The organism is Archangium gephyra (assembly GCF_042230915.1).
Lineage (GTDB): Bacteria > Myxococcota > Myxococcia > Myxococcales > Myxococcaceae > Archangium > Archangium gephyra_B.
The window spans coordinates 8,827,512-8,839,516 of the sequence record NZ_CP102578.1; the positions used below are offsets into that span (position 1 = coordinate 8,827,512).

General features: G+C 70.7%; 12 protein-coding genes. 7 read left to right on the forward strand and 5 right to left on the reverse strand.

The genetic code is table 11. The features are described from left to right. Window positions 1–70: 70 nt before the first annotated feature. Entirely contained in the window at window positions 71–523 is a 453-nt protein-coding gene (locus NR798_RS34540) for a hypothetical protein (RefSeq protein WP_375766799.1), read from the reverse strand. A gap of 67 nt (window positions 524–590) precedes the next feature. Further along, entirely contained in the window at window positions 591–1,742 is a 1,152-nt protein-coding gene (locus tag NR798_RS34545) for a hypothetical protein (protein ID WP_375766800.1), read from the reverse strand. A 36-nt stretch (window positions 1,743–1,778) separates the two neighbouring features. Here NR798_RS34545 and NR798_RS34550 point away from each other — a divergent pair, with 36 nt between their 5' ends. Then, entirely contained in the window at window positions 1,779–2,429 is a 651-nt protein-coding gene (locus NR798_RS34550; protein WP_375766801.1) for an HAD family hydrolase, read from the forward strand. A gap of 9 nt (window positions 2,430–2,438) precedes the next feature. Here the strand turns inward: NR798_RS34550 and NR798_RS34555 are convergent, their stop codons facing one another. Next, window positions 2,439–2,891 carry a hypothetical protein gene (locus NR798_RS34555; protein WP_375766802.1) on the reverse strand — a complete coding sequence of 151 codons (453 nt, stop codon included), beginning with the start codon at window positions 2,889–2,891 and terminating at the stop codon, window positions 2,439–2,441. Window positions 2,892–3,036: 145 nt separating this feature from the next. Further along, on the reverse strand, window positions 3,037–3,846 hold the full coding sequence (locus NR798_RS34560; protein ID WP_375766803.1) for a sterol desaturase family protein: 810 nt from the start codon (window positions 3,844–3,846) through the stop codon (window positions 3,037–3,039). 132 nt (window positions 3,847–3,978) lie between these two features. On the opposite strand from NR798_RS34560, the gene NR798_RS34565 reads away from it, so the two are divergent. From NR798_RS34565 to NR798_RS34585, 5 genes are all read left to right on the forward strand, one after another. Continuing rightward, window positions 3,979–4,488: a hotdog fold domain-containing protein gene (locus NR798_RS34565; RefSeq protein WP_375766804.1), complete on the forward strand. Its 510-nt coding sequence runs from the start codon at window positions 3,979–3,981 to the stop codon at window positions 4,486–4,488. A gap of 15 nt (window positions 4,489–4,503) precedes the next feature. Beyond that, window positions 4,504–6,237: a membrane dipeptidase gene (locus NR798_RS34570; RefSeq protein ID WP_375766805.1), complete on the forward strand. Its 1,734-nt coding sequence runs from the start codon at window positions 4,504–4,506 to the stop codon at window positions 6,235–6,237. A 114-nt stretch (window positions 6,238–6,351) separates the two neighbouring features. After that, window positions 6,352–7,296 (forward strand): patatin-like phospholipase family protein, encoded by a 945-nt coding sequence (locus tag NR798_RS34575; protein WP_375766806.1) that lies wholly within the window; start codon window positions 6,352–6,354, stop codon window positions 7,294–7,296. Between the two features lie 113 nt (window positions 7,297–7,409). Continuing rightward, window positions 7,410–8,573 (forward strand): SDR family oxidoreductase, encoded by a 1,164-nt coding sequence (locus NR798_RS34580; protein WP_375766807.1) that lies wholly within the window; start codon window positions 7,410–7,412, stop codon window positions 8,571–8,573. Window positions 8,574–8,707: 134 nt separating this feature from the next. Further along, complete coding sequence (locus NR798_RS34585; RefSeq protein ID WP_375766808.1) at window positions 8,708–9,142, forward strand: DUF2383 domain-containing protein; 435 nt, start codon at window positions 8,708–8,710, stop codon at window positions 9,140–9,142. On the opposite strand, the gene NR798_RS34590 is transcribed toward NR798_RS34585, so the two are convergent. Beyond that, window positions 9,123–11,012 carry a hypothetical protein gene (locus tag NR798_RS34590; RefSeq protein ID WP_375766809.1) on the reverse strand — a complete coding sequence of 630 codons (1,890 nt, stop codon included), beginning with the start codon at window positions 11,010–11,012 and terminating at the stop codon, window positions 9,123–9,125. The two genes, NR798_RS34585 and NR798_RS34590, sit on opposite strands and share 20 nt — an antisense overlap. 38 nt (window positions 11,013–11,050) lie before the next feature. Here NR798_RS34590 and NR798_RS34595 point away from each other — a divergent pair, with 38 nt between their 5' ends. Further along, window positions 11,051–12,004: a hypothetical protein gene (locus NR798_RS34595; protein WP_375766810.1), complete on the forward strand. Its 954-nt coding sequence runs from the start codon at window positions 11,051–11,053 to the stop codon at window positions 12,002–12,004. Window position 12,005 lies beyond the last annotated feature (1 nt).

Sequence of the window (12,005 nt, forward strand, 5' to 3'; positions counted from 1 at the left end):
CCACTGAAGACCGCCGGATGCAAACGGATGCTCTCCGGGGAGGAGGACAAGGCCCCGCCTGGATGCCCGGCTAGCGGCGTCCCCAGGTGCCGGTGGAGGCGGCCCCCTGCGGCTCGAGCAGCGAGGCGGGAGGCACGAGACCCCCCGCGCGGAAGCGCTCGGCCGTCCAGGCCCGCGCCACCTTGAGGTCCCCCACGATGGTGTACGGACTGGGCATGGGTTTGAGCTGGCACATGATGTTCATCGCCAGCCGGATGAAGGGCGAGGTGATGACGAACGCGCTGCCCAGCAGCAGCTGCCGCAGAGCGGGCTCGTTCCGCCGCACCCAGGCCACCAGGAGCTGGCGCTGCTCCATGCCAGGCGCGCTGGACAACCCGCGGGTGTCGAGCAGGGACAGGTATTTCTCGCCGCGGCTCAGGCTCGCGGTCATCTTCGACAGGTAGTCGTCGAACTCCTGCGCCGAGAGCGTCCCCGTGAAGGTCACCGACAGCAACGGCCACTGCGAATCATCGAAGGTGATCAACGAACGGCGCCCATCCTTTCCAGGCGAGGGCCGATCATAGCCGGGCCCGATGTGCGCCCGGGAAGCCTCAGCCCTGGCTCGGCTGATCGCTGCCTGACACACGCCGCCGCAGCACGGAGGCCGCGAACTCGTACAGGGTGCTCACCCCCAGGCCGGCACAGACGCAGAGCGGGGGCAGGACGAGCAGCAGGTACTGGGCCCACTTGGTGGGCCAGAGCACCAGGAAGACCAGGCCCACCAGGGCCCAGGCGGCCCAGACGGGGCGCTGGCGCAGCGTGGCCGGCAACCCGAGGGCGGCCAGCGGCAGCAGCACCCAGACCGTGGCCCCGGTGGCGAAGACGCCCTTGTGCCACTCGGTGGGGGTCGCGTGCGTCAGGTGATAGAGCGGCTGGTACCAGGGCAGGGCCGAGCGCACCACGTGCTTGCTGTGCGAGTAGTCCCAGTGGAACGTGATGGACTCCCACAAGCGAGCCACGGGGCTCTGCCAGAGGGCCGGGTGCGCGAGCAGGAACATCCCCAGCGCCGGGAGCACCAGGGCGGCCCATACCCGGACCCGGCCTCGCGCATACCCGGCCAGGAACGGCAGGAAGGCCAGCCCGACCACCATCCCGTACGGGTACTTGCCCGCGGCCGTGACGCCCAGCAGCGCCCCGGAGAGCGCGAGCGGCGCGAGTTGGAAGGGCTCGCCCCGCCCCGCCTCCCGGGCCCTCCGGCGGGCCCGCTCGAAGGCCAGGACGGCGAGCACGGCGAAGAGACCGGGCACCGCCTCCAGGTACGCCTGCGAGGTGTACTTCACGTGGTACGAGTCGAACGCGAGCAGGAGCGCGCCCACCGGGTGGACCAGCCCGATGAGGCCCACCTGGAGGATGCCCAGCACCCCGGACAGCCAGCGCGTCTGCCGGAAGACGGGCACGGCGGGCTCCGGAATGGGGCGCCCTACGTGCACCGTCTCCCAATCCGGCTCGGGCGTCCCGGACACCCTCAGCTCCGAGGCGTACAGGAGCTTCACCAACGGTGGGTGCTCGAAGTTCTCCCGGTACGCCATCACCTCGCCCCAGCGGCCTCCGGCCAGCATCTCCGCGTAGCGGTACGCCAGGGGGAGGTAGATGCCCTCGTCGAAGTCCGGGGGCAGCATCTCGATGGCCCGGGCGCGCTGCCAGGTGGCCGCCAGCACGGCGAGGAGCAGGGTGACGAGGGCCAGGATGCGTTTGCGCGCCATCGCCGCCGCGAATAGCACAGAATGCCCAGGCTCCCCATGACGCCCCCGCACAAGACGATCGTCTTCGACCTCGACGGCACGCTGGTGGACTCGCTGCCGGACATCATCGCCAGCTTCCAGTACGGCTTCACGAGCCTCGGACTCCCCGCCCCCACCGACGCGGAGGTGCGCCCGCTCATCGGCCATCCGCTCGAGGACATGTACACGCACTTCGCGCCCGCGCACGCCGCCTCGCTGTGCACCGTCTACCGCGAGCACTACGCGCGCAACTTCACCAACCGCTCGCGCCCCTACCCCGGCGTCGTCGAGCTGCTGAAGACGCTGCGCGAGCGCGGCTACCGGCTGGCCATCGCCACCACCAAGCGCACGGACATGGCCCGGCGCTTCGTCGAGGCGCTCGGGCTGACGCCCGCGCTGGACCACGTGCAGGGCACCGATGGCTTCCCGCACAAGCCCGCCCCGGATGTCATCCACCGGGCCCTGGCCGCGCTGGGCACCGCCGAGGGCCTCTGGATGGTGGGAGACACCACCCATGACATCCAGGCCGGCAAGGCCGCGGGCCTGCGCACCTACGCCGTCACCTGGGGCAACCACGACGCCGGGACGCTCGCCACCGCCGCCCCGGACGAGCTCCAGCCAGACCTCGGGCGCCTGCTGGCGCACCTGCCTCCCGTCTCCCGAGTCTAGGGGGCGAGGCTAGGGGCTCCCGGCCGCCTGCGAGTCGTCCTCGTGCGCGTGGGCCTTCTGCTCCCGGTACTCGCCGATGTGCTCGTAGACGCTCTCCGGGAACTGGAGATCCTTGTAGACGTTGCAGGCGTCCGGATCCTCCGCGTTGGGGCAGATGGGGAACTCCTGCTGCGCCTGGAATTGGAGCACCTTCTCGCGCCGGGGTGGGCTGTAGTCGCGCCCCTTCACCTGCTCGATGAGCGAGATGGCCTGCCGCTCGTCGAAGGCCGGGTCCTGCAGGAGCGTGTCGCGCAGCTCGTCCTCGTCGAGGAAGTGCCGCGCCACCATGGCGAAGACGAGCCGGCCGTAGTGGCCGATGTCCTGGCCCGCGTCGAGCGAGTCCAGCAGGTGCGCCATCATCCCGTTCTTCCGGAGCGCCTCCCGTCCGCTGCTGCTCCGGGTCTGCTTGCGTGCACGTGCCATTGCTTGAAGTCCTCTCGTGGAAGCCGGCCCGCGCCACCTGAAAGTGCGTTCAGGCCGTTTCCTCGAAGGTAGGCACCCGGAGAAGCCGGGCCAGGGGCTCACGACGGCCGTCTGGCGGGCAGGCATCCGGTCCGCCGCGAGCGCCTCAGCGTGGGGAGGAGGCAGTGAGCGCGGCGTCGCGGGCGTCCGTCCCCTCGGTGGTGGCCTCGTAGGCCGTGACATAGCCGGGGTGGTTGGTGCCCAGGAGCCGGTCCCACACGTTGAAGTAGAGGCCGAAGTTCCAGTTCGTCTTCTGGTGGTGCTGGTGGTGGTGCGTCGTCGTGTTGAAGATCCACCCCAGCGGCGAGCGCAGGAAGCCGCGCGGATACATCTCGAAACCGAGGTGCCCCGTGACGTTGATGAGCAGCTGGATGGTGAGGAAGATGATGAACGCGTCGCGGTGCACCGGCAGCGTGAGCGCGATGAGCGGAGCAATCCCCGTCTCGATGACGGCCTCCAGCGGGTGGAAGGCGTAGGCGGCGAGCGGCGAGGGATTGTTCGACAGGTGGTGCACCCGGTGGACGTACTTGAAGACGCGCTTCCAGTGCATGAAGCGGTGCGTCCAGTAGAAGTACGTGTCGTGGAGGAAGAGCATCACCGGGATGGACAGGATGAACCACGCCGTCCCGTACCGGTCATCGGCGTAGATGCGGGACAGCCCGGCCCGGGAGAGCGCGTACATCAGCACGCCCACGAGCCCGAAGATGCCCAGGCTCACCACCGAGTAGAACACCTCCCTGCGCGCCTGCGCCGTGCTGACGGGCCCCGGGCCGAGCCGCCGTGACAGCGCGCGCTGGGGCGTCCACCGGTGGAAGAGCAGGAACGCCGGCACGGCGAAGAGCACGTAGCGCAGCAGGTTGATGCCGAAGACGAAGAACGCGACCTCGAGGGGCGAGCGCGTGAGCAGGATGGGCATACGGGCCTCCAGACAGCCCCGACAGCCTACTGCTTCGTGACGGGATGCGCTTCTTGGCCAATTACATCCTGTAGACGAACGCCCACCGAAGCGCCTTCCCGGGGGACAGGGGGATGCTATGTCCTTTCCCCCATGTCCCCTCTCTCCAGCCTGACCCAGTCCCTCAACCGCCTCGCCTCGGCCGAGACCCTGCGCCGCGCGTGGAGCCTGCTGCGCCATGCCCCCGGCGGGGGCGTCGTCATGGGGCAGATCCTCGGCAACCTCGCGCCCTATACCGGCACCATCCGCCCCGAGGTGCTCACCCTGGAGGAGGGCTATACCCGGGTGCGGATGCGCGACCGGCGCGCCGTGCGCAACCACTTGCGCTCGGTGCACGCCATCGCGTTGATGAACCTGGGCGAGGTGGCCACCGGCGTGGCGATGATGTCCGGCCTGCCCGAGGGCATGCGGGGCATCATCACCCACCTGGAGATGGACTACCTGCGCAAGGCCCGCGGCTCCATCACCGCCGAGTGCCGCGCCCCCATCGCCACCGCGGGCGAGCGGCACGAGTACGACGTCCAGGCCGACCTCACCGACGAGTCCGGCGAGGTGGTGGCCCGGGCCCGCGCCCGCTGGCTGATCGGCCCCGCCACGCACTGACCCTCGGAGGCTCTCATGGTGTCCCCCGTGTTCGGATTCGCCGATCTGCACTGCCACGTGATGGCGCACCTGGGCTTCGGCGGGCACATGCTCGCCGGCTTCCCGGATGGGAAGATGGAGCAGGCGCTCGCGCGCTGTGACCTCCACCTCCACGGCAAGTGGGGCCTCGGCAACTTTGGCAAGGACTGGCCGCTGGTGCAGGCCTTCATCGAGGGCGGCCTGGGCCACGGCCCCTGCGGCCATGGCACCTACGCCGACTGGCCCACCTTCAACACGCTCATCCACCAGCAGATGTTCGTGGACTGGCTGCAGCGGGCCCATGCCGGAGGGCTGCGGCTGCTGTGCAGCGTGGCCGTCAACAACGAGCTGCTGGCCGAGGAGTTCCACCACCCCGAGAAGGACGAGACCTCCATCGAGAAGCAGATGCGCGAGCTGCGCCGCTTCACCGAGCGGCACGCGGACTGGATGGGGCTGGCCCTGAGCGCCTCGCAGGCCCGCCAGCTGGTGGGTTCCGGCAAGCTCGCCGTGGTGGCCGGCGTGGAGGTGGACTCCCTGGACAGCCTCCTGGGCGACCGGAAAGCCCTCAACCAGCAGCCCCTCTCGCTGGAGCAGCTGCCCCGCATCCTGCGCTGGCTGAGGGACCTGGGCTTCCGGATGATGACGCCGCTGCACCTGGCCAACAACAGCTTCGGCGGCGCCGCCGTCTACGACGACAAATTCAACCTGCTCAACCACTTCCTGCGCGGGCGCTACTTCGACGTGCAGGGCGCCTCCGACGTGGGCTTCCGGCTCGGGCAGGACATGGAGACGCAGACGAAGGCGGCCGTCATGCTCTACGAGCTGACACGCCGGACGCACTACCCGAAGGGCTACGCCCTCAACGCCCCGGGCCAGGGCCACGTCAACCAGCTGGGGCTCACCCCCACGGGCCAGGCCTTCCTGCGCGAGGCCATGCGCCAGGGCTTCATCCTCGACGTGGAGCACATGTCCGAGCGCTGCACCAACGACGTGCTCGCCCTGGCCGGGCAGGCGCGCTACCCCCTCGTCGCCTCGCACTGCGCCTTCCGCGAGCAGGGCCTCGAGCACCACGAGACGAGCCGCAAGGCCAAGCGCGCCAGCGAGTACATGAAGACGCGCGCCCAGGCCCGGCGCATCCTCGAGCTGGGCGGACTGCTGGCCCCCATCACCAACCAGCACGAGCTGAAGGACTTTCCCGGCAGCACGGTGGACAACGACTGCGCGCGCTCGTCCAAGACGTGGGCCCAGTCCTACCAGTACGCCCTCTCGCTGCTGCACGAGGTGGGCTCCGGCGGCGTGGCGATAGGCACCGACTTCAACGGCCTCAACCAACAGCCGGGCCCCCGCTACGGGCCCCACGCCGCCGCCGGGCTGAAGGACGACACGCTGCGCGAGAAGCGGCGCCCCGTGCAGCAGATGCTGCAGCGCAACAAGCCGCCCCTGCCCTACTCGGGCACCCTGTACCGCACGGACATCCTCTTCCGGCAGGCGCGCGCCGGCTCCCGCGACTTCGACTTCAACACCGACGGGCTGGCCCATGTCGGCCTGCTGCCGGACTTCATCCGGGATCTCGTGCACGTGGGCCTGACGGACGCGCAGATGGATCCGCTCTTCTCCTCGGCCGAGGCCTTCCTGCGCATGTGGGAGGCCTGCGAGAACCGGGGCGCGGCCCTCGTCGCGGGCGAGCTGGCGGACGCGGCCATTCCCCGGCTCCCCTCCCCCGCCGGGTGAACCTCGTACCGCCGGGCCACCGGCTGTCTCCCGCGAGTCCCTTGCCTCGCGCCCACGGGTGATATCGCCCCCCGTGAGCCGCCGGTATGAATCGCCGCAACAAAGGAGACTGCCATGGCGGAGAGAGTCGCCACGCTCGTGCTGTCCGGCGGGGGTGCCAAGGGGGCCTTTCAAATCGGTGCCGAGCGCGTCCTGCGCGAGGAGTTCGGCTTCCGCTGGGAGCGCATCTTCGGGGTGTCCGTTGGAGCCCTCAATGCCACGCTGCTCGCCCAGCAGGAGTATGCGCGGCTGATGAACCTCTGGCTGAACATCCGCGAGGAGGACATCTACCGGAAGTTCTCCTGGCCCATCATCGCCTTCCGGCTCGCCGTCCAGCACAAGCTCGGGTTCTACGACGACGCGCCCCTGCGCAAGCTCATCGAGAAGCACGCCACGGGGCGGCCCTTCCGCGTCCCCGCCCATGTCGGCCGGGTCTCGCTCGTGTCCGGAGAGTACGAGCTGGTCTCCAGCGACGTGCCGGAGCGGGACTTCCTGGACGCGGTGTGGCACAGCGCGACCATGCCCGTCATCTGGGAGGCGATCGGCCCCAAGGCCGAGGTGGATGGTGGCCTGCGCAACGTCACCCCGCTCGGGGACGCGCTGGGCTTCAAGCCCACCGAGATCATCGTCCTCCCCTGCAGCTCGCCGGGCATCGACACGGTGAAGCCCCCCGCCAACATCCTGGACGTGGCCAAGCGCAGCCTCACCGACATCACCATCAACGAAATCCTGCGCAATGACGTGAGCGAGTTCGTCCGCATCAACCAGCTCGTGGAGCAGGCGCAAGCGGCGGGCGTGACGCTCAAGAAGGACGATGGGACGCCCTACGTCCACTGCCCCATCACCCTCGTCGAACCGAGCAAGCCGATGGGGGATACGCTCGACTTCAGCCAGGAGACGATCCGGCTGCGCATGCGCCATGGGGAGGACATGGCGCGGGCCGTCATCCAGCGGACCGGGGTGCGCCCGCCTCAGCCGGCCCCGTCCCTGCCCACGCCCCAGCATCCCTTCCCGGCCTGAGCGCCCCGGGCTGGGAATAGAAAAAGCCGCCGGGTGTCGTGGGGAGCAACCAGGGAGCCGGGCCGTCACTGGCCCGGACGCCTTCCCTGCTCCAAGCCCCTCGATTCCCGACCATGACCACTTCCCGAAGGCAGTTCCTCCAGTTCTCCCTGGCCGCAGCCGCCCTGACGGCCTGCGCCCCGGGCATGCGGGCCGCGTCCGGAGATGGCCGCCCCGCCTCCAAGAAGAAGATCCTCGTCCTCGGTGGCACGGGCTTCCTCGGCCCGGCGTTCGTCACCGCGGCCCAGGCGCGCGGCCACTCGCTGACGCTCTTCAACCGAGGCAAGACCCGGCCGGAGCTCTTCCCGGACGTGGAGAAGCTGCACGGCGATAGAGATCCGACCAAGGGTGAGGGCCTCAAGGCCCTGGAGGGCCGCTCGTTCGACGCCGTGCTCGACACCTCGGGCTACTACCCGCGCATCGTCGAGGCCTCGGCGTCCCTGCTGGCCCCCAACGCCGGCCAGTACATCTTCATCTCCAGCGTCTCGGCCTATGCGAAGAACGACACGCCCAACGCGGACGAGGACGCGGCGATGGCCACGCTCGCCGATCCCAACGTCGAGACGATGGGCAAGAACTACGAGAACTACGGTGGGCTGAAGCGCGCGTGCGAGGTGGCCGCGGAGAAGGCCTTCCCGGGCCGCGCCACCATCGTCCGCCCGGGCTACATCGTCGGCCCGGAGGACCGGACGGACCGCTACACGTACTTCCCCCTGCGCTACGAGCAGGGCGGCGAGATGCTCGCGCCGGGCAGCCCGTCGGATCCGCTGCAGATCATCGACGTGCGCGACCTGGCCGAGTGGCTCGTGCTGCTGGTGGAGCGCAACACCACCGGCTCCTTCAACGCCGTGGGGCCGGAGAAGCCCTGGAGCATGGGGGAGATGTTCGCCGCCTGTAAGGAAGTGACGGGCAAGGACACGAAGCTCGTCTGGGTGCCCGGGGAGTTCCTCCTGAAGAACGGCGAGGACGGCGAGGGCGCGCTGCCCATCTGGGCGCCGGCCTTCGGGGCCTACGCGGGCATGCACCTGCGCAGCAACACCCGGGCAGTGCAGGCCGGGCTGAAGTTCCGCTCGCCCGTCGTCACCACGCGGGACTCGCTCGAGTGGTTCAAGAGCCTGCCCGAGGAGCGCCGCAACAAGCCGCGCGCCGGGCTCCCCCCCGAGCGCGAGGCGGAGCTGCTCTCGCTCTGGGCCAAGGCCCAGGAGGGCACCGCGGCACCGGCGGCCCAGGGCGGCTGAGCCCCTGGGAACTGGCGGGCAGGCAAGCCCCTCTCCGCTCTTCCGGAGAGGGGTCATGCCCAGGAGCGCTCGTTGCCGCTCCACGAGGGAGCATCACCTTTGCGCGAGTCATCTCCTGCAGGAGGCGCAAGCGCATGGCGAACACCACCGATGTGGAGACTCTCAACTCCTTCCTTCGCGGTGAAATCTCAGCGGTCGAGACGTACCGGAAGGCCATCGGCCATGTGTCCGATGACCGGATTCGCAGCCAGCTGGAGGACTGCATGCACGACCACGAACAGCGCGTGGAGGCCATCCGCGTGCGCGTGGAGAAGCTCGGCGGCAAGCCCGTGGAGGGCTCCGGCCTCTGGGGCACCTTCGCCAAGCTGGTGCAGGGCGGCGCGGATCTCCTCGGAGAGAAGTCCGCCATCCAGGCCCTCGAGGAAGGGGAGGACCACGGCCTCGCGGACTACCAGCGCGACATGGACAAGACGCATGGCGAGGCCCGCCGCTTCGTCCGGATGGAGCTGCTGCCCGCGCAGAAGCGCACCCACGAGCGGATGAGCCGCATCAAGAAGACCCTGCACTGACGGGAGGACGGCGTGGACGGGACAGTGCCGCCCACGCCACCACCAGCAGGGTGAGCACCGAGAGGAGCGCCGCCGGACGCGCTCCTCGCGAGGGCCCGTAGCGCAGCTCCACCTCGCCCGGGCCCGCGTGCAGCTTCATCAGCCGCGCGCCCTCGACGAGCGCCGGCTCGAGCGGCACCGTCTGGCCCTCGCGCGTGGCCTCCCATTCGGGGGCCCAGCCCATCCACAGCAGCACCTCGGTGGACGCGGGCCCGGTGAGGCGCAGACGCACCACCTCGTCCTCCCAGGCCAGCACCTCCGCGGCCGCACCCGGCGCCGAGGCGCTCACCCGGGGCAGCGGCCGCACCTCGCGTACCTCGAAGCGGCCCCACCGCGCGAGCACCGGCAGCCCGGCCAGCGGCCCCGTCGCGGGCGCATCCATCAGCACCGCCGTCACCCCCAGGTGGCCCAGCATGCGCGGCTCCCGGGTGCTGAACTTGCCGCCGAAGACGGTGGCCGGCGTGTAGCCCACCTTGAAGAAGGGGCGCTCCAACCGCGGTACCGCCAGCAGCAGACAGTGGTGGTGCTCGGAGGGGTTGTAGAGCGCCAGCCGCCCCGGCCCCAGGCTCGGGCGGAGCTCCCGCAGCAATCGGGCCAGCCCGGCCTCCTCCTCGGCCGTGTAGCACTGGAACTGCTTGGGCGGCTCCGACGTGCCGCCCGGAGGATCTCCCCCCCGGAAACGCCACACCCCGAGGCCCGCGCAGACCAGCAGCCCCAGCGTCCCCGCCCCCCACCGGCGGCGCTCGCGCAGCGCGGCGGCCAGCTCCTTCACGGACAGGACCGCGAGCCCCACCAGCAACAGGCGCCCCACGGCCCGGAAGCGCACCACCTGCACGCCCTCGATGGCCCGGTGCTTCTCCAGGCCCAGGAGCCAGTAGGGCCCCGCCGTCGTCAGCAGCAGCGCGCCCCAGGTGGCGAGCACCAGCCAGCGCCCGCGCGCCCCCCCCTTCCACCACGCCACCCCCGAGCCCACCACGGCCAGCGGCCCCACCCAGCCCGGGAGCCCCGGCACCAGCTCGCCGCCCCACACCCCACTCCACAGCTTCGCCAGGGGCTGGGGCATCGCCCCCACGTGCTCGGCCTGAGAGCCCCGGAGGAGGAAGGGAAGGAGCCACCACGCCGCCAGCCCCAGGCCCAGGGCGGACACGGCCAGCCACCGCCGGGGCGCGTGGAGGCCCCCGCCCGCCTCCCTCCAGAAGACGGCCACCTGCAACGCGGCCAGCGGGAAGAAGAGGACGAGCGCGAAGGGATGGGCCAGCAGCGCCAGGCCCAGCAGCACCCCGGGGACGAGCACCTCGCGGCGTCCGCCTCGCACCAGGACGTCCGGCAGCCGCGCGAGCGCCGCCAGCACCAGGGCCACGGAGGCCCCGAAGGGCCAGACCCCCATGTCGAGGTACCAATGCCGGCCTCCCGCGTACGTCCCGCCCCGGTCCACGAAGAGGCAGAGGCCCAGGGCCACCAGCGCCCAGAAGGGGCCGAGCACCGGACGTAGCAGCACGAAGAGCGCCAGCGCGAAGCCCCCGAGGAACAGCCCCAGGACGACGCAGTAGCTCCCATCCCACCCCAGCAGGCCCCCGGTGAGCAGGTGCACGGAGCCGACGCAGAGGTTGGCCAGCGGGGGATAGAAGGCGTTGGCGGGGTGGCCCGCGAACTGGAAATCACTCCAGCCCACCAGCCGCCCGGAGCGCAGCAGGAGCTCGGCCTCCACCGCGTTGGCCAGGTGCACGTTGTGGTCCGCCGAGTGCGGCGGGCTCCCCCACCACACCGGGGGCCACGCCAATGTCCCGAGCAGCACGGCCAGGAGCGGAGCCCACCGTCCCAGGACCCTCACGCCTCATTCCGTTCCATGGGCCATGTACACTACACCCGATGGAGAACCCGCTGCCCAGGGTCTGCCCCCGCTGTGGTGAGCCGCGCATCCTCGCGCCGGAGTGCCCGAAGTGCGGCGTCCTCTACGCCAGGGCCGAGGTCCGCGCCGCACAGCTCGCCGCGCAGGCAGCCCCCGTTCCCGCTCCAGCTCCGGCCGAGCCCCCGGCGCCTCTGCCTCCCGCGGGCCTGTCCTGGAATGGGGACCTGGAGGACGCGCGGAGCGAGCTGCGGGTGCGCCTGTTCGCCCTCCCCGTCGCGCTGACCGTGGCCTGGCTGCTCGTGAATTCCCCCATCTGGGGCCGCCTGCTGCGCATCTTCCTCTCCATGTGGATCCACGAGCTGGGCCACGCCGTCACCGCCTGGTTCTGCGGCTTTCCCTCCATGCCTGGCCCCTGGGTCACCCGCACCAGCGAGGAGCGCTCCACCGTCGTCTTCCTGGTGATGGGCACCCTGTTCGCGGGGATGCTCCTGCGCGGCTACCTCACCCGGAGCCGGCTCTGGATGATCGCGGGCGCCACGTGCCTCGGCCTCCAGTTCGTGGGCACCCAGGTGCTGTCCCCCTGGAAGGGCCACATGCTCGTCTCGTTTGGAGGCGACGCCGGATGCTTCGTGCTCGGCAGCCTCCTCATGACGACCGTCTACGCGCCCAGGGACTCCGCCCTGCGCCGGGGCGCGCTGCACTGGGGCTACCTGGCCATCGGCGCCGCGGCCTTCATGGATACCTTCTCGGAATGGTGGGCCGCCCGGACCGACTTCGAGCGGATTCCCTTCGGCGAGATGGAGAACGTCGGGCTGAGCGACGCCTCCAAGCTCGTCGAGGTCTACCGCTGGGGAGAGCTCGAGCTCATCCGGCGCTACACCTGGCTGGGACTGGCCTGCCTGGCGGCGCTCGCCGTGCTCTACGCGGTGGGGCTGAGCCGCGCCCGCGCCGGGCTGCGCGCGGGCGAGCGGTAAC

What these genes read in the sequence shown, in the direction of transcription:
- NR798_RS34545 (WP_375766800.1), bottom strand. Translation starts at nt 1,742, where the DNA reads ATGGCGCGCAAACGCATCCTGGCCCTCGTCACCCTGCTCCTCGCCGTG.
- NR798_RS34550 (WP_375766801.1), top strand. Translation starts at nt 1,779, where the DNA reads ATGACGCCCCCGCACAAGACGATCGTCTTCGACCTCGACGGCACGCTG.
- NR798_RS34555 (WP_375766802.1), bottom strand. Translation starts at nt 2,891, where the DNA reads ATGGCACGTGCACGCAAGCAGACCCGGAGCAGCAGCGGACGGGAGGCG.
- NR798_RS34560 (WP_375766803.1), bottom strand. Translation starts at nt 3,846, where the DNA reads ATGCCCATCCTGCTCACGCGCTCGCCCCTCGAGGTCGCGTTCTTCGTC.
- NR798_RS34565 (WP_375766804.1), top strand. Translation starts at nt 3,979, where the DNA reads ATGTCCCCTCTCTCCAGCCTGACCCAGTCCCTCAACCGCCTCGCCTCG.
- NR798_RS34570 (WP_375766805.1), top strand. Translation starts at nt 4,504, where the DNA reads ATGGTGTCCCCCGTGTTCGGATTCGCCGATCTGCACTGCCACGTGATG.
- NR798_RS34575 (WP_375766806.1), top strand. Translation starts at nt 6,352, where the DNA reads ATGGCGGAGAGAGTCGCCACGCTCGTGCTGTCCGGCGGGGGTGCCAAG.
- NR798_RS34580 (WP_375766807.1), top strand. Translation starts at nt 7,410, where the DNA reads ATGACCACTTCCCGAAGGCAGTTCCTCCAGTTCTCCCTGGCCGCAGCC.
- NR798_RS34585 (WP_375766808.1), top strand. Translation starts at nt 8,708, where the DNA reads ATGGCGAACACCACCGATGTGGAGACTCTCAACTCCTTCCTTCGCGGT.
- NR798_RS34595 (WP_375766810.1), top strand. Translation starts at nt 11,051, where the DNA reads ATGGAGAACCCGCTGCCCAGGGTCTGCCCCCGCTGTGGTGAGCCGCGC.